Consider the following 15,402-nt stretch of genomic DNA (forward strand, 5'->3'; position numbering starts at 1 on the left):
CCCCCAAACAGCCCCGCCACCGCCCCCATTTCGCTGTGCAACGGATGAAAAGGCGCTCGCGTCCCTTGGTGATCCGCATACCCGAACACCCCTGACGGACAATAGCGTTCATCATCCCACCCCGGATAATCCAGAAACGGATACCAGCACGCCCCTTCGACAGGCACGCCCCTGGCCCGAGCCTGCCGCACCTGTGCGCAGATGTAACGCAACCAGGGCACGCGCAGGGTATCTTCGGCACCGGTCTCCGCGATCAGGATCGGCCGTCGATAGCGTTGATACAACTCGCTCAGCATTCCCGCCAACGGCCTGAAATCCCGATGCTCGGGGTCGATCTTGCCTCCATGGTGGTACCACTGGTTCTGTGGGTAGAAGTTGGCGCCAATGATATCCAGATACTCCTCTCGCCCACCCAACCCCGGCCAACGTCGACCGGCGAGCAGGTCCCAGGCTTCGAACTGCGCCAACCGATAGCCCTCGGCGGCCTCGATGTCTTCGACACGCCGTGATCCTGGCAGCACGTTGATCAGCGGCTCGCACTGGACGAATCGCGCTTGTGGCATGACCTCGCGCACGGCCTCGATCGCAGCTATCGTCGCCCGTACCAATTGTTGCTTGAGCTCTTCGCCACGGTGTCGCGCGCCGGGATTGAAATACGCCACCTCGCCCCCCGCCCAGCTCCAGAACGACATCTCGTTGACCGGCGAAAAGTAACCCGCCTCGGTACCCTCCTCGCGCATCAACCGCGCAACCGCGCCGGCAAAACGCGCGAACCGTTCGACGAACACCGGCCGCCAGATATCCAGGTCATCGGGGTAGCCATAATGGCAAAGATCCCAGATGACCTGGACCCCGGCGTCCCGGGCGGCCCGGAACATGGGCAGGAAGCTGCTCCAGTCATATCCCTGCGACCGGTGATCGATCAGGTGCCAGCGCAAACCGTCACGAGCGCAGCGGATGCCGAGCGAGGCAAGCTGCCGATAGTCCTGCTCGGCCCAGCGCGCATGGCCCGTCGACTCGAGCAAGTCGAGTCGGCGTCCGTCGCTGCGTCGCTGGGTCGAGCACTCGTAACCGGCCATGAGGAAGCTGTCGAAGAGCTGTTCCTGGCTCATGCCTCGCGCGCTCCCGTCAGGACCGACAGCTCCACTCAACCTGAAGCCGCCGCATCGGATTCCAGCTCGACCCCAGCGGGTTCGGCGATGCGTTGATAGAGCGCGAGCGCCTGGCCGACCACCTGATCCATGTTGTAGTACTTGTAGGTACCGAGCCGGCCCAGGAAGGTCACATCAGGAGTCTGGTCGGCCAGTGCCTTGTAACGCTTGTACAGCTCGGCGTTCTCCAGGCGTGGCACCGGATAATAGGGATCGCCTTCCGCGCAGGGGAATTCATAGCTGATGCTGGTCGAATCGTGAACCTGCCCCGTCAGATGCTTGTATTCCGTGATCCGTGTGTAAGGCACGTCGGGATGCGGATAGTTGACCACCGCGACCGGCTGGAACTGCGGCTGCTCCAGCGTCTCGTGCTGGAAACGCAACGACCGGTAAGGCAACTTGCCGTAGCAATGGTCGAAATACTCGTCGATCGGGCCGCAGTACACCAGTTCCCGGTGAGGAACACGCTCACGCACCTGCTTGAAGTCGGTCCCCAGCAGCACGTCGATGTTGGGATGGTCCAGCATGCGCTCGAACAGTCGGGTATAGCCCTCCAGAGGCATCATCTGGAAGGTATCGGTGAAGTACCGATCATCGGTGGTGGTACGCGTCGGTACGCGCGAGGTCACCGACTTATCCAGCTCCGACGGGTCCAGCCCCCACTGCTTGCGGGTGTAGCCCCGAAAGAACTTCTCGTAGAGCTCACGGCCGATCTGGTTCACCACGACGTCTTCGGAGGTGCGTATCGAGGCCACGGGCTCGGCACGCTGCTCGAGAAACGCTTGCGCCTGGGCCTCGTCCATGGACTGGTTGTAGAGAATGTTGAGCGTCGTCAGGTTGATCGGGATAGGCACCTGATGACCGTCCACCTGGGCCAGAACCCGGTGCTCATACGGGCGCCATTCAGTGAAGCGCGACAGGTAGTCGACGATGCGCTGCGCATTGGTGTGGAAGATGTGCGGCCCATAGCGGTGCACCAGCACGCCGGCGGCATCGAGATGGTCATAGGCGTTGCCGCCGATATGCTCGCGCCGGTCGATGACCAATACCCGCTTGTTCAACCCGGCGGCCAAACGCTCGGCCAGTACGCTGCCCGCGAATCCGGCACCGACGATCAGGTAATCGTAGGGCTGGCCTGCGGCTCGCTCGGAGGGTCCTTTCACTGCTTGCTCAAGTGTTATCTCTGGCATTCGATCTGCTCCTTCATCAAGTGGCAGGTCTTGTTCCAGGACATGCCTTGCAGCGCCTTGTCGGCGCGCTCACAGACAATCCCGGGCTGCGCGCGCAGGGCCAGGAACGCTTCGATCGCCGCTATGAAACCCGCCGTGTCGTCGGCGATGCTGACCACCCCGCTGCGGCCATAGTCGTTGACGACATCGCTGATACGGGTGGATACCACCGGACATCCGCCCGCCAGGTACTCGGGCGTCTTGGTCGGGCTGATGAAGCGAGTGGACTCGTTCAAGGCGAACGGCATCAAGGCCACGTCCCAGCCGGCCAGGTAGGCAGGCAGTTCCTCGTAACGCTTGGAACCCAGGTAATGAATGTTGGGCAGGCGCGGCAAGGTGGCGGGATCGATCTTCACCACCGGCCCGACCAGCACGATCTGCCAATCCGGACGCTGTGTCGCCACGTCCCTGACCAGCTCGACATCGAAGCGCTCGTCGATGACGCCGAAGAAGCCCAGCCGGGGCCGCGCGATCGATGCCTGATCCGGCGGCTCGGGCAAGGAGTCGCGCGCTGCCGCGAAATGGTCGATGTCCACGCTGCTGGGCATGGCGTGCACATTCTCATGGTGCTTGCGCTTGGCCTCTCCCAGGGTACGACCGCCAGTGAAGACCACGTTGGCCTTTTTCAGCAGGCGCTTTTCCATGTCTACCAGGGCGGCCGGCGCATGAAGAAATGCCGACAGCTCGTCCATGCAGTCGTAGATCACCACTTGCCCCTCGAGATGATCGGAGAAGGACAGGCTCATGGGTGTGTAGTACCAGAGCAACAACGCCTGCTCGCCCCTACCGCGCAGATGCTCGTCGAGCAGCGCGCGCTGGATCTCGCTGGCCTTTTCCCCGGAACCTTCCGGCAGTACCGGAACCAGCACGGTGACACCTTGCGCAACGGCGTGTGAGCGCAAATGTGCCGATGGTACCTGCTCGAACACAGGCTCTTCGAAAAACAGCACATCGTAATCACGCGCCAGGCGGGACATCACATGCTGTGGACGCTGGTACACGAAACCCCATCGCAAGTGCGAAAGACAGAGCAGGGTCGGGCGTTGCCCTGCGATGCGTGTCTGGGGTTGAAGCGATTCGGTGGGTGAAAGCTGTACAGGCTGCTCGATCTGATTCATGCAAAGCTCCTTGAATATATTCGATGCGCACGCCCCGGCTATCGCTGGCGGAGTATAGGCCAGTGCCGAACAAGGCCTGGATACAGCTCGTTGCTCCTCCTTGTGAAACTTGGAGAGGCCGCGTCGACGCGGCGTTCAGCGCAGATTGCCAGCATCCGATGAAGGGCATGGCCCGCTGGGTAAAACAACCTGAACTCCTTGACAAGTCCGACACCCTCAACAGGACAGGTCCTCGTCTCCAGCCCACCTCGCCGCTGCGAGACCGCCCCTGCAACACCTGTCGTCTTGCCCAAGACGCGGGTCATGGCTTGCCAGGAGGATTCAGATGATGATTTTGGTAACAGGTGGTGCGGGATATATCGGCAGCCATGTGGCCGTCGAACTGATGGCCCAGGGCGATGAGGTGCTGATCCTCGACAACTTGTGCAACAGCTCACGCGGCGCATTGGAGCGCATCGCCCAGGTGACCGGGCGTATGCCTGGCTTCATCTATGCCGATATCCGCAACCGCCGTGTACTCGACACGGTGTTCCGCGACTACCCCATCGACGCCGTGGTTCATTGCGCGGGGCTCAAGGCCGTGGGAGAAAGCGTCCGTGAGCCGCTGCGCTACTACGCCACCAACGTCGGCGGCAGCGTGACCCTGTGCCAGGCCATGGCCGATGCGGGCGTCATGCGGCTGGTCTTCAGTTCGTCGGCCACGGTCTATGGCGACTGCACGCAGATGCCGATCGCCGAAACCTGCCCGACTGGCCAGCCGACCAATCCGTATGGGCAGTCGAAGCTGATGGCCGAACACGTCATGAGAAGCATGGCGGCGTCGGATCCGCGCTGGTCTGTCGGCCTGCTGCGGTACTTCAATCCGATTGGCGCGCATCGTTCGGGCCAGCTCGGCGAAATGCCATCGCAGACTCCCAACAATCTGTTGCCCTATCTGCTACAGGTCGCCAACCGCGAGCGCGCGGTGCTGCGTGTGTTCGGCACGGACTACCCGACCGCGGACGGTACCGGTATCCGCGATTACGTTCACGTCCTCGATTTGGCCGAGGGTCACCTGCGGGCGCTCGACTACCTGCGACAGGCGCCGGGCGTGCATGTCTGGAATCTCGGCACGGGGCGAGGGCATTCGGTGCTGGAGGTGGTCAGCGCATTCGAACGGGTGACCGGCGTTACCGTCCCCCTCTCCTTCGAATCGCGGCGCGCGGGCGATGTGGCACGCTGCTGGGCCGACCCGAGCAAGGCGGCCCAACAACTGGGGTGGACAGCCCGACGGGACCTGGAATGCATGCTCGAGGATGCCTGGCGCTGGCAGTGCTACCTGGCCGCCCAAGTCGAGGCGCAAGGGCTGTTCCAACTGCCCAATACCGGGCGTTGATTCTTGGACGGGCCGCCGGCCCGTTCGATCCTTCACCTTCGGTTAGAGGCTGGCGTCGCGCAGCCGTGCCCGTGTACGCAGGTGCCAGCATTGGAGCAATACGGCTATCGTGAGCGAAACGAGCGCGGCGGCCATCAATGGGGCCCTGCCGTTGCCGGGTGTTAGTTCCAGCAGCGAGGACAGGAACTGACCCAGGAAAATGGCCATCGACAGATACGCCGATGTCCGTCCTCGCGGGTGTTCGGTGCTGCGCTCGATCGTCATGTGATTGACCATGGGGCAGATCGCCAAGGCGGCGGGCCTTGCGCGCACTATCACGCACCGAATCGTCGGATCCCTAGAGGCGCAGCAGTTCGTCATCAGCGCTCAGAACGGTATGCGGCTCGGCCCGGCGCCGATGCGCCTGGCCGCGTCGGCACCTACCGACATCGTCGCCATTGCCCAGGCCTTCATCGAAGTCTTGGGCCGCAAGACCCGGGAAACGGTGGTCTTGTGCGTCTATCGCGGTCGGCACGCGATTTCCGTCGATCAATATGCCTGCGACCAGGTGGCCGACGCTGGGTGAGGGAACTCCGGACCGTCCCCAGCCTCTTAACAGCAAGGAAAACACCCTGGCTCAACGCTTCTGGAGAACACATCATGCGTAAGTATTTGCTCATCCCTGCAGTGATCGCTTGCCTGCCCTTGGGCTCCGCCATGGCGGTAGGCACAAGGGATGTCGCCACATCGGCAGGGGTCTCGGCGTCGTTGTACTCGACCTTCAAGGACGACAAGATGGTCCTGCCCGCCCGCGACGACCTGTCCAGCTTCATCGCCAGTGGCGGCGCCATTCGCGGGGCCTACCTGGAAGCGGTACTGCAGCAGGCTCGACAAAATCACCCTGGCTTGCAGGCCAGCGATGAAGAACTGGCCCAGGCCCTGCTGGCTCAGGATTGATCGACCGCCGGCCGCTCGGACAGGCACCGCCACCCGCCACATAGCGTTCCCCGCAAGCCCCGGAATGACCCTAGTCATCCCGGGGCTTCTCGTTGGGCGTGGCAGGCGGGACGCTTGCCGAAATGGCGTTGCGGTTGAACGTCAAGATCAGCTCCGTAGTGACTTGCCTGAAGCGCGCAAGCGCGAAGCTGGGCGTCAGCGGGCGGCACGGGCTGGTCGGGTAGATGGCGAGGGGTTGATGCGGGGATCCGGTGTAGGGGTCAGGAGCGTTCTGATTGCCGCTGCGGGCTGGACGGGAGCATGCAGGTGTGAGTGCTGACTTGTCACAGACATGATTCGGCTCAGTGGTAATCCTCTCCAGCGACTGCTCGCAGATAAGCTTGATCGGCCTCGCGGCGCAGGTCCCGCCATTCTGTCCATGTCACGATGCCCAGTCGGTCCATTTCGTCGGCTTGGCGCAGGAGTTCTTCGTGATAGGTATCAGGGCAGTCCATACGCAGTTGGGCGTCGTCCAAGATCTGATGCCAGGCATCCAAGGCTCGTAGACGACGTTGTTGGTCGGGTGTCAGCAGGTTCTTGTAGGCATTCATCTTGATCGATTTCCCACGGTCTTTTTGTGTTGAGCGAAGGTGTGGGGGGAGGTTCAGATGGATCTGCCGAGGGGTAGGTATCCGGACAGGTGGGCGTCGTTGAAGGTTGTTCGGTGCACTTTTATCCTGCTTGCGCGATCCCTGCGGAACAACTGCACCTGCACCTGCAACTGCAACTGCAACTGCAACTGCAACTGCAACTGCAACTGCAACTGCAACTGCAACTGCTATCAAGTCTTACTGTTCAGGATCTTGAAGCATCCACTCCAACAGAAATCCGCTTGCCACCCTTCTCCGCCACTTCAAGCGCCTGTCCATCCCTCTGCTTGCCCTGCCGCGCCTGCCCAACCAACCGAGGGATCAGATCCCCTTCCGGCAAATGCCGCCAGAACCGCCCAGGCATGTGCTGACGCATCACATCCGGATTCACTCGCGCCGGATTGAAGATGTGCCGGTAATAGGTCCGCCACAGTTCTGCCCCGGGATCCTCCCCATGCCGCGCCCATTCCCGCCACTGCTCGGGACACTCGCGCCGATAATCCAGCACCTTGCCATCGAAGCGGATACCATCGCGCGGCGTCGCGATCAGCCAGCGTTGCCGACCCAACCGTTCGGCGAAATGCCCGCTGGCACTCTCCAGAATGTCATGCGCCGGCTCGTGGTAAGCCACCAGATCAAGTTGCAACCGTTTCGCCAGAACCTCCGGCAAGGGTACGAAGCGCAGGAAAGCGTGCAAGTGATGCGCCTCCCGACCGACCTGCTTGATCCGCCGCTGCAACTCGCTGCCCAGACGGTCACCCGCCAACATGGCGGTACGGTCTCCATGGGCGACGCGCCACAGCACTTCGTAGAGCAGGCTCCAACGTTGTTCGCCGCAATACCGGGCGGCCTGCTCGAGCTGGCTCAGCAGCACCGCCGGAATCCGCGCCTGGAAAGGCCCGGGGCCCTCGGGCAGCGAGGCTGGCACGGCCAACAGATCATCCATCGGCCCTTGCACCCAGGTTACCTGGGCCGGGTCGATGCCATGGCCGAGCAAGACCCGGGCCTGTCCTCGCCATGTGCCGAACTCATCGGCGCAATCAAGCGCGATCATCCCCACAAACCCATCTGCACCGGCGCCTGGGAGTCGCGCAGACGCGCTCGCAGAAGGCCGCTACGCACATCGGTCTGAGGCGGACGGTAATCGCTGGTGACAATGAATGGCCGTGCCTTGTCCAGCACGCAGCGCAATTGCACCAGGTCGTCGTAGCGAATCCGCCGCTCGCGACGCAACGCCACCAGACGCTGCACGCTACGCAGGCCGATACCGGGAATGCGTGCCAGCAACGTCGGCTCCGCGCGGTTCAGGTCCAGCGGGAAAACGTCTCGGTTGGCCAGGGCCCAAGCCAGCTTGGGGTCGATATCGAGCGCCAGGTTGCTCGATTCGGTCAGCAGCTCGTCCGCTTTGTACCCATAACCACGCATGAGAAAGTCAGCCTGGTAGAGCCGGTGCTCGCGCAATAACGGCGGCGCAGCCAGCGGCACGCTGTTGGGGCTGTCCGGGATGGGGCTGAATGCAGAGTAATAGACCCGCTTGAGACCGAACCCCTGGTACAGCGATTCGGCATTGCCGAGGATGGTGCGATCGTCCGTGGCATCGGCACCGACGATCATCTGGGTACTCTGCCCTGCTGGGGTGAAGCGCGGTGCCCGTGGTTCGTTGGCGACCGCTTGCTGCCCTCGATGAATGGTACCCATGGCCTGGCGGATGGTGCGCACCTGTTTCTCGGGCGCCAGCCGTTGAAGGCTCGCTTCAGTGGGCAATTCGATGTTCACACTGAGCCGGTCCGCCAGACGTCCAGCCTGTTCGATCAACAAGGGATCGGCGTCGGGAATGGTCTTGAGGTGGATATAGCCGCGGAAGTTGTACTCTTCACGCAGCAGTCGAGCCACTTCCACCAGTTGCTCCATGGTGTAGTCCGCCGAGCGGATGATGCCGGAGCTCAGGAACAAGCCGCTGATGCAGTTGCGCCGGTAGAAATCGAGCGTCAGGCGCACCACTTCCTCAGGCGTGAAGCGCGCCCTCGGCACGTTGCTCGAGCGTCGATTGACGCAGTACTGGCAATCGTAGAGACAGAAGTTGGTTAGCAATACCTTGAGCAACGACACGCAACGCCCGTCAGGGGTATAGCTGTGGCAGATGCCCATGCCATCGGTCGCGCCGAGCCCATCACGGCCACGCGAGCTGCGCTTGGGCGCCCCGCTGCTGGCGCACGAAGCGTCGTATTTGGCGGCGTCGGCGAGAATGCCGAGCTTGGCGATCAGCTGCATGGACTACCTCTCTACACTGAATATTCATACAGTATTGAGAGATTAATCCCTATGCAAGTGTTCATCGTCGGGTCGAACGCTCCAGTCGACCGAGGCAGCATGGCATTGACTGCCCAAGGCAACCGTCCGTCAGTTGCCGGGCACCGTGGCCTGCGTGTGTAGCCGAATGCATGACGACCACAACACTGGGAGAAATACCATGAATCGGATTCGTCTGAAGCATCTCACCCTGGCCCTGTGCCTGGGTCTCGCGGCACCGGTCACGTTCGCAGCCACCGACATGAGCGGCGCCGCGACCAGCAATGGCTCTCAAGGTACCCACGGCAATGCCAACAGCCCATCCAATGGGTCCACGACGGGTGGCATGGATGGAGCCGGCGGCAGCAACACCAGCTCACCCAATGGCGGCAACGATAGCAATGCCCCCAGCATGGACACCGGTACCGGCACTGGGCCGGGAAGCCCTGCTCCGGGTAACCCCTCGGGTACCGGTGGTACCGATGGCACCGGTACTGGCATAGACTCCGGCGGCGCGGGTACCGGCAACTCGGGTGGCATGGGTGGCTCCGGCGGCGCGGGCACTGGCAACTCGGGTGGCATGGGTGGCTCCGGCGGCAGTGGCTCCGGCGGCAGCGGTGGTGGCGCAGGGGGCGGTGGCGGTGGCGGCAGCTGATGCATCCCGTTTCAAGCGCGTCTGTTCGCAGTTGATCATCGGCCTCTTCTTGAGGCCGATGCTTTTGATGCCGCGGGCTAGGGTAGGCTCGGATCCTCATGAGCCTGGGTAGAGCCCGGTGCCGGTCGGTAAAGAAAGACGGGCGGTCCTCGGGTGTTGAAATGTATCTTTTCAATCATTGCTGTGTGGTGAAGCTGCCGGCCTTGTCGCGGGACAAGCCCGCTCGCCACCGGTTCGCGATATAGCCAGCACCTACCCCAGGTGGTGAGCGGGCTTGTCCCGCGACAGGGCCGGCAGCTTCACAAAAGATCCTGGAGCCCGAAAGAGGGGTTCCGACATCTGAAGATCGAATGCTGTTTCTTCGCCGATGGGGACTGGCCAGGCCCATCGCTTTGAATCTGCGCGCCGCTCTCGAGGCTTCCAGCACTCTGCCCTGCTCCGCTCACGTGTCAGCCTTGTGCCATGCCGCGCTTCTCCTCTCTGGAACTCCGGCGTGGCCGCAGATTTCCTCCTCCCCTCTCGTTGCCGCTCGTATTTGTCGGTATGGTGACGTATCGCAAGGATGTTTTACCCGCACAGGAAAACCCAGCATGCCTCAACGCAATGTCATCAACGCATCCGTCAGCCCGAAAGGCAGCCTGGAGACGCTGTCGCAACGTGAAGTCCAGCAACTGAGTGAAGTCGGTACCGGCACCCTGTATACCCTGTTCCGCCAGTGCGCCCTGGCGATCCTCAATACCGGCGCGCATGTCGACAATGCCAAGACCATCCTCGAGGCCTACAAGGATTTCGAGGTTCGTATCCACCAGCAGGACCGCGGCGTGCGCCTGGAACTGCTGAATGCGCCAGGCGCTGCGTTCGTCGATGGCGAGATGATCGCCAGCACGCGCGAAATGCTCTTCAGCGCCCTGCGCGACATCGTCTACACCGAAAGCGAGCTGGCCAGCCAGCGCATCGACCTGGAAAGCTCCCAGGGCATCACCGACTACGTCTTCCATCTGCTGCGCAACGCCCGCACCTTGCGTCCCGGCGTCGAGCCCAAGCTGGTGGTCTGCTGGGGCGGTCACTCGATCAGCAGCGAGGAGTACCAGTACACCAAGAAGGTCGGTCATGAACTGGGACTGCGCAAACTCGACATCTGCACCGGTTGCGGCCCGGGCGTGATGAAGGGCCCGATGAAGGGCGCGACCATCGCCCATGCCAAGCAGCGCATGCACGGCAGCCGCTACCTGGGGCTGACCGAGCCGGGGATCATCGCCGCCGAGGCACCCAACCCGATCGTCAACGAGCTGGTGATCCTGCCGGACATCGAAAAGCGTCTGGAAGCCTTCGTGCGCGTCGGCCATGGCATCATCATCTTCCCCGGTGGCGCCGGGACCGCCGAGGAGTTCCTCTATCTGCTCGGCATTCTCATGCACCCGGACAACCAGGACCTGCCATTCCCGGTGATCCTCACCGGCCCGCGCAGCGCCGAACCCTACCTGCAGCAATTGCATGCTTTCGTCGGCGCGACCCTGGGCGAGCAGGCCCATCGTCACTACGAGATCATCATCGACGACCCGGCGCAGGTGGCGCGGCAGATGGTCGATGGGCTCAAGGCGGTCAAGCAGTTCCGCCGCGAGCGCAACGATGCCTTCCATTTCAATTGGTTGCTGAAGATCGAGGAAAGCTTCCAGCGCCCCTTCGATCCTACCCATCAGAACATGGCCGACCTGGCCCTGCACCGTGAGCTGCCGTCCCACGAGCTGGCGGCGAATCTGCGCCGAGCGTTCTCCGGTATCGTCGCCGGCAACGTCAAGGACAAGGGCATACGCCTGATCGAAGAGCATGGTCCCTACCAGATCCGAGGTGACAGCGCGGTGCTCGATCCACTTGGACGGTTGCTGCAGGCGTTCGTCGAGCAGCATCGGATGAAACTTCCGGGCGGCGCGGAATATGTGCCGTGCTACCAGGTCGTGACCTGAGGTCATGCTGGATGCGGGCACGCCTGTGCCCGCAACATCCTGAAGGATTTTCCTACCCGGATGAGTGAACCAGCCTCGATAAAAACGGTCTTTCGCTGACGGTCAAATCACCCGGCCGGTCCATCGGCCCATTCACCGGGCCTTCATTTGTCCTGTTCATGCGAAGATCACCATGCCTCATTTCTGCCCTAGCCCCGCCCTGACTGTCCTGCGCGGTGGCCTGATCGGCGCGCTGCTTGTACTTGCCGCGCCCTTGCACGCCGAAGAAGCGCCCAGCGACACGCGCTGGGTCAGCGACAGCCTGACGACCTATGTGCGCAGCGGCCCGACCGATGGGCACCGGATCGTCGGTACGTTGAAGTCCGGGCAGAAGCTGGCGCTGATCGGTACCCAAGGCAATTACAGCCAGGTACGCGGTGAAAACGGTGATGTGGTCTGGATCCCCACCAGTGATCTGCAGCAAGTCCCTGGACAGGCGGAGCGCCTGCCGCAGCTCGATGCCGAGGTGGCGCAACTGAGCGACCAGCTCAAGACCATCGACGACAGTTGGAAGACCCGCGTGCAGGGCATGCAGGAAACCCTCGATTCACGCAAGGCGATGGTCGACGAACTGGAAGCTCGCAACAAGGCGCTCAACGATCAATTGGGCGAAGCGCAATCGGCGCTGCGCGATACCCAGGCGCGTCTTGGCGATGAAAACAAGCAGGTGCTGATGCGCTATATGGTCTATGGAGGCGGGATTGCCGGTGCTGGGCTGCTGGTGGGTCTGATCCTGCCGGCGCTGACCCGCGGGCGCAAACGTAACGATCGCTGGTTCTGATAGCTGGGGGCGTTGGGTCGGTGGCGGTCAGTCAGGCGCGGCATTCGATTTTCGCATGCCGCAGATCGTCTTTCAGTTTTTGAGGTTTGCGGCGCTGCGGCTGGCCCTGTCGCGGGACAAGCCCGCTCGCCACTGGGAAGGCAACTCCGCAAAATAGTCTATACCGCGCCAAGCATCGGTGGCATCAGGCGCGGCATTCGATTTTCGCATGCCGCAGATCATCTTTCAGTTTTTGAGGTTTGCGGCGCTGCGGCTGGCCCTGTCGCGGGACAAGCCCGCTCGCCACCGATGCGTGGTGCGGTGGAGACTCTTTTGCGGCGTTGCACCTTTCCAGTGGCGAGCGGGCTTGTCCCGCGACAGGGCCAGCCGCAGCACCGCAGGATGTCAGCGACGAAACTGGCCAGTTTCCCTTGTCAGGCCTGCATCAGGTCAGTGGTTCGTCAGCCATCCTGGCGTCCGTGCAAGCGTGACGTCCAATCCTCTACCTGACGCTGCTCCAAGCGGCGCTGCAACGTCTTGCGCCAGGAGGGCACCAGCGGCAACGCCAGGCACTCCTCCAGCAGCGCAGCCTCAAGACGCTTGTCGAAAAGCACCGCCGACAGACGCGCGATCGACCAATCGGGGTGTGGGCGCTCGACCAGCCGCAAGCGATCGCCGACCTGCACCTGCCCCTCTTCCAGCACCCGGTAGTACCACCCGGTACGTCCGTTCTGCTGCATGCGCAATGCCATCCGCTCGACACCGAAGCGGTCATCGAGCTTCCAGCACGGCAGTCGTCCCTGGGAAACTTCCAGTAGTGCCGTGCCGATACGAATGCGATCGCCAAGGCAGACATCCGCCTCGCTCCAACCCCGGGTGCTGAAGTTCTCGCCGAACGCGCCCGGCCGCGCGAGCAAGCCATGCTCGCCCAGCTCGTCGGCCCAGGCGCCGTAGTGCTCATGCGGATAATGGTGAATGGCCTTTTCAACGCCACCGTGCACCCGAAGATCGCCCTGTTCGTCGCCTTCGATGCCGAGCAGCGTGACCTTGCGCGGCCCCGTTTGCGAGCGCTTGTCGATGGCGCTGCGCGTCCCCGCGCGGGTGTAGGGCCGGGCTCGGCCGGTGAGCAGACAATCGAGGAAGGGACTGGGCTGGATCATGCAGTGGCCTCGCAACTGAATGAAAATGAAGGGCGCAGGACTGGCCACGGCTGCACGGCTGCACGGCTGCACGGCTGCACGGCTGCACGGCTGTTGACCTGGCGCTAGCGCCGCTGGTTGGTGACACCGAAAGGGATGTGCACCGACGGCACCACGGTACTGGATGCCGCCAGGTGCGCGGACTGGTCGTCGAAGAAGATATGCGGCTTGAGCACCTGCAGCACCCGTCGTTTTTCGATACCGCCGAGGAAAAACGCGTCGTTGGCCATCACGCCCCAGCTTTTCAAGGTATTGAGGGCACGTTCATGCGAAGGAGCGCTGCGCGCGGTGACGATGGAAACGCGTACACGGTTCTCGTAATCGGGGTGGGTGATCTTGTGCTCCTCCTCCGCCGCCTGGATCTTGGCGATACGCACGAAGAACGCTTTGAGCGGCCCGGGATTGTGGGGTTGGGCGACATTGAGCACCTCATGGGCATGGAATTCATCCAGCCCGCCACTTTGCATCACCGCTTCGGACTCGTCACCGGCCAGCACCCCGTCGAAGTCGAAGGCGATCCGCAGGCTGTCGTCGCTCTCGTCGTCGTCGAATTGCGAATCGAGCACCTGGCCCGCCGGATGGCCGGCCTGGATCGCGGCGTCCACGTGCTTCTTGTCGGCGGAAAGAAACAGCGCGATGTTCAGCGCCGGAATGTATTCGTAGGGCGATCGGCCTTGCATGAAGATCGCTCGTGTCATGCCCAGGCCATAGTGCTTGATGGTCTTCATCACGCGCAGGCCGGTGTCCGGATCGTTCTGCGACAACAACACGACCTCCACCAGCGGATCCTCGGGATCGGCGCGCAGGTCATTGAGGGCCAGCAGTCGCTTGATGAACGGAAACGCCATGCCTTTGCCCAAAGGCACATCCAGGTGCTGCTCCTGGTATTTGCGGTACTGCGCCTCGCCCTCGCGGCGAAACACGGCATCCGACTCGTTCAGATCGAAGACCGCGCTAGAGGCCACGCCGATGACCAGGCGGTTGTCCAGTTCGTAGGGCATGGGGGTTCCTTTGCATGTGGGCCATGAAGTATCGATGGATTGCTCGAGGACGTACAGCAGGGCTGTGCGACACGGCCCCACGACTGCCAGGCGTCGCCTATCGACCTACCCGAGTCACCGCTTCCAGCACATGCGCGGTAGCCCTTTCCATGGGTCCTTCGCGACAGGCGATGCCGAGCGCCCGCCACAGCGCCGGGCGCAGGGGACGGCGGGCGATACGGGGGTCCAGCTCGGCGGCGCCGCCCTCCTGGGGCAGTAGCGTCGCGCCGTAGCCCGCCGCCACCAGGCTCTTGATCGCGTCATTGTAGTTGAGCTCGATGCGCGCTTGCGGGTAATGCCCGGCCAAGGCGAACCATTCCGAGGTGACGCGTGACAACTGGGTGTTGCTGTCATTGAGGATCAGCGCGCGTTGTGCCAGCCAGGCCGGCGTGACACGCTCCGGTGCCTGCCAGTCGATCGGCACGTAGGCCATGATCGGGTCTCGACGCCAAGGCGTGACCCTGATGCCCTTGCCCGCGACTTGCGGCAACGCCACCAGGCCGATATCCAGGCTGCCCTCGCGCAAGCGGGCCAGGGAAGACTGCGAAGTGAGCACCTGGACCTGTACATCGATACCCGGATGCTCGACCCGCAGGGTCTCCAGGGCTTGCGGCAGCAGGTGCGCGATGGCCCCGGTCGAGGCGCCCAGGCGCACGCGCCCCGTCTGTCCCTTGACCTGTCGACGGACTTCATCCAGGGCCTGGTCGGCCTCCGCCAGCAGGCGTCGGGCGCGCGCCAGGAGCGTTTCGCCCACGGCGGTGGGCCGTACCTGCCCGCGAGTCCGCGAGAGCAGAGGCGCGCCGATCCGGGCTTCCAGATCGGCCACATGCAGGCTGACGGTTGGCGGTGCGAGGCTGAGCTGGCGGGCGGCCTCGGCAAAGGAGCCCAGGTCGGCGATCACTACCAGGGTACGAAGGCGGTCGAGACTGATTTCACGCATGGTCTGATTCAGAATTCATGAACGTCGCCATCATGATATTCAAATTTCCTTTCGTCCAGTGGCAAGGGAGGATAGCCC

At 62.9% G+C, this 15,402-nt stretch carries 16 protein-coding genes and 1 pseudogene; 7 read left to right on the top strand and 10 right to left on the bottom strand.

Going from position 1 to position 15,402, the window contains the following annotated elements; translation table 11 throughout:
• From G7009_RS25605 to G7009_RS25615, 3 genes are all read right to left on the bottom strand, one after another.
• Positions 1 to 1,112: beta-glucosidase (locus tag G7009_RS25605; RefSeq protein WP_181133011.1), on the bottom strand; the 1,112-nt coding region annotated here is incomplete at its 3' end.
• A 35-nt stretch (positions 1,113 to 1,147) separates the two neighbouring features.
• Positions 1,148 to 2,341, bottom strand: coding sequence for a UDP-galactopyranose mutase (gene glf / locus G7009_RS25610; RefSeq protein WP_181133013.1), 1,194 nt, complete (start codon positions 2,339 to 2,341; stop codon positions 1,148 to 1,150).
• A complete protein-coding gene (locus G7009_RS25615; protein ID WP_181133015.1) occupies positions 2,329 to 3,498 on the bottom strand; it encodes a glycosyltransferase family 1 protein in 1,170 nt (389 codons plus the stop codon). Before G7009_RS25615 ends, glf begins: the two co-directional genes overlap by 13 nt.
• A gap of 328 nt (positions 3,499 to 3,826) precedes the next feature.
• Between G7009_RS25615 and galE the strand changes: the two genes are divergently transcribed.
• Positions 3,827 to 4,873 (top strand): UDP-glucose 4-epimerase GalE, encoded by a 1,047-nt coding sequence (gene galE, locus G7009_RS25620; RefSeq protein WP_181133107.1) that lies wholly within the window; start codon positions 3,827 to 3,829, stop codon positions 4,871 to 4,873.
• Between the two features lie 42 nt (positions 4,874 to 4,915).
• On the opposite strand, the gene G7009_RS25625 is transcribed toward galE, so the two are convergent.
• The gene (locus G7009_RS25625; protein ID WP_181133016.1) at positions 4,916 to 5,137 is read right to left on the bottom strand and encodes a hypothetical protein; all 222 of its coding nucleotides are present in this window, start codon (positions 5,135 to 5,137) and stop codon (positions 4,916 to 4,918) included.
• 10 nt (positions 5,138 to 5,147) lie between these two features.
• On the opposite strand from G7009_RS25625, the gene G7009_RS25630 reads away from it, so the two are divergent.
• From G7009_RS25630 to G7009_RS27930, 3 genes and pseudogenes are all read left to right on the top strand, one after another.
• On the top strand, positions 5,148 to 5,438 hold the full coding sequence (locus G7009_RS25630; RefSeq protein WP_181133018.1) for a hypothetical protein: 291 nt from the start codon (positions 5,148 to 5,150) through the stop codon (positions 5,436 to 5,438).
• A 74-nt stretch (positions 5,439 to 5,512) separates the two neighbouring features.
• The gene (locus G7009_RS25635) at positions 5,513 to 5,809 is read left to right on the top strand and encodes a DUF2388 domain-containing protein (RefSeq protein WP_181133020.1); all 297 of its coding nucleotides are present in this window, start codon (positions 5,513 to 5,515) and stop codon (positions 5,807 to 5,809) included.
• Positions 5,810 to 5,907: 98 nt separating this feature from the next.
• Positions 5,908 to 6,033, top strand: a pseudogene (locus G7009_RS27930) (helix-turn-helix transcriptional regulator); the annotation flags it as partial.
• 117 nt (positions 6,034 to 6,150) lie between these two features.
• Here G7009_RS27930 and G7009_RS25640 read toward each other — a convergent pair.
• The 3 genes from G7009_RS25640 to G7009_RS25650 all read right to left on the bottom strand — a co-directional run bounded on the left by G7009_RS25640 (position 6,151) and on the right by G7009_RS25650 (position 8,709).
• Complete coding sequence (locus G7009_RS25640) at positions 6,151 to 6,399, bottom strand: hypothetical protein (RefSeq protein ID WP_181133022.1); 249 nt, start codon at positions 6,397 to 6,399, stop codon at positions 6,151 to 6,153.
• Between the two features lie 244 nt (positions 6,400 to 6,643).
• The gene (locus G7009_RS25645; protein ID WP_181133023.1) at positions 6,644 to 7,498 is read right to left on the bottom strand and encodes a TIGR03915 family putative DNA repair protein; all 855 of its coding nucleotides are present in this window, start codon (positions 7,496 to 7,498) and stop codon (positions 6,644 to 6,646) included.
• Complete coding sequence (locus tag G7009_RS25650; protein ID WP_181133025.1) at positions 7,489 to 8,709, bottom strand: putative DNA modification/repair radical SAM protein; 1,221 nt, start codon at positions 8,707 to 8,709, stop codon at positions 7,489 to 7,491. Before G7009_RS25650 ends, G7009_RS25645 begins: the two co-directional genes overlap by 10 nt.
• A 199-nt stretch (positions 8,710 to 8,908) precedes the next feature.
• Between G7009_RS25650 and G7009_RS25655 the strand changes: the two genes are divergently transcribed.
• The 3 genes from G7009_RS25655 to G7009_RS25665 all read left to right on the top strand — a co-directional run bounded on the left by G7009_RS25655 (position 8,909) and on the right by G7009_RS25665 (position 12,166).
• A complete protein-coding gene (locus tag G7009_RS25655) occupies positions 8,909 to 9,382 on the top strand; it encodes a hypothetical protein (protein WP_181133027.1) in 474 nt (157 codons plus the stop codon).
• A gap of 590 nt (positions 9,383 to 9,972) precedes the next feature.
• Positions 9,973 to 11,346, top strand: a complete 1,374-nt coding sequence (gene ppnN / locus G7009_RS25660) for a nucleotide 5'-monophosphate nucleosidase PpnN (protein WP_181133028.1) — start codon at positions 9,973 to 9,975, stop codon at positions 11,344 to 11,346.
• A 172-nt stretch (positions 11,347 to 11,518) separates the two neighbouring features.
• Positions 11,519 to 12,166, top strand: coding sequence for a TIGR04211 family SH3 domain-containing protein (locus G7009_RS25665; RefSeq protein WP_181133030.1), 648 nt, complete (start codon positions 11,519 to 11,521; stop codon positions 12,164 to 12,166).
• Between the two features lie 440 nt (positions 12,167 to 12,606).
• Here the strand turns inward: G7009_RS25665 and G7009_RS25670 are convergent, their stop codons facing one another.
• From G7009_RS25670 to G7009_RS25680, 3 genes are all read right to left on the bottom strand, one after another.
• Positions 12,607 to 13,305 (bottom strand): MOSC domain-containing protein, encoded by a 699-nt coding sequence (locus G7009_RS25670; protein ID WP_181133032.1) that lies wholly within the window; start codon positions 13,303 to 13,305, stop codon positions 12,607 to 12,609.
• A gap of 104 nt (positions 13,306 to 13,409) precedes the next feature.
• A complete protein-coding gene (locus tag G7009_RS25675; protein ID WP_181133034.1) occupies positions 13,410 to 14,345 on the bottom strand; it encodes a 5'-nucleotidase in 936 nt (311 codons plus the stop codon).
• Between the two features lie 97 nt (positions 14,346 to 14,442).
• Complete coding sequence (locus tag G7009_RS25680; protein WP_181133036.1) at positions 14,443 to 15,324, bottom strand: LysR family transcriptional regulator; 882 nt, start codon at positions 15,322 to 15,324, stop codon at positions 14,443 to 14,445.
• Positions 15,325 to 15,402 lie beyond the last annotated feature (78 nt).

Origin of the sequence: Pseudomonas capeferrum (assembly GCF_013523055.1) — a bacterium.
Classification (GTDB): Bacteria; Pseudomonadota; Gammaproteobacteria; order Pseudomonadales; family Pseudomonadaceae; genus Aquipseudomonas; species Aquipseudomonas capeferrum_A.

Excerpts from the sequence above, each read along its gene's own strand:
- G7009_RS25635 (WP_181133020.1), top strand. The coding sequence starts at position 5,513 with ATGCGTAAGTATTTGCTCATCCCTGCAGTGATCGCTTGCCTGCCCTTG.
- G7009_RS25650 (WP_181133025.1), bottom strand. The coding sequence starts at position 8,709 with ATGCAGCTGATCGCCAAGCTCGGCATTCTCGCCGACGCCGCCAAATAC.
- G7009_RS25625 (WP_181133016.1), bottom strand. The coding sequence starts at position 5,137 with ATGACGATCGAGCGCAGCACCGAACACCCGCGAGGACGGACATCGGCG.
- G7009_RS25640 (WP_181133022.1), bottom strand. The coding sequence starts at position 6,399 with ATGAATGCCTACAAGAACCTGCTGACACCCGACCAACAACGTCGTCTA.
- G7009_RS25670 (WP_181133032.1), bottom strand. The coding sequence starts at position 13,305 with ATGATCCAGCCCAGTCCCTTCCTCGATTGTCTGCTCACCGGCCGAGCC.
- G7009_RS25675 (WP_181133034.1), bottom strand. The coding sequence starts at position 14,345 with ATGCCCTACGAACTGGACAACCGCCTGGTCATCGGCGTGGCCTCTAGC.
- galE (WP_181133107.1), top strand. The coding sequence starts at position 3,827 with ATGATTTTGGTAACAGGTGGTGCGGGATATATCGGCAGCCATGTGGCC.
- G7009_RS25615 (WP_181133015.1), bottom strand. The coding sequence starts at position 3,498 with ATGAATCAGATCGAGCAGCCTGTACAGCTTTCACCCACCGAATCGCTT.
- ppnN (WP_181133028.1), top strand. The coding sequence starts at position 9,973 with ATGCCTCAACGCAATGTCATCAACGCATCCGTCAGCCCGAAAGGCAGC.
- G7009_RS25665 (WP_181133030.1), top strand. The coding sequence starts at position 11,519 with ATGCCTCATTTCTGCCCTAGCCCCGCCCTGACTGTCCTGCGCGGTGGC.
- G7009_RS25630 (WP_181133018.1), top strand. The coding sequence starts at position 5,148 with ATGGGGCAGATCGCCAAGGCGGCGGGCCTTGCGCGCACTATCACGCAC.
- G7009_RS25655 (WP_181133027.1), top strand. The coding sequence starts at position 8,909 with ATGAATCGGATTCGTCTGAAGCATCTCACCCTGGCCCTGTGCCTGGGT.
- G7009_RS25680 (WP_181133036.1), bottom strand. The coding sequence starts at position 15,324 with ATGCGTGAAATCAGTCTCGACCGCCTTCGTACCCTGGTAGTGATCGCC.
- glf (WP_181133013.1), bottom strand. The coding sequence starts at position 2,341 with ATGCCAGAGATAACACTTGAGCAAGCAGTGAAAGGACCCTCCGAGCGA.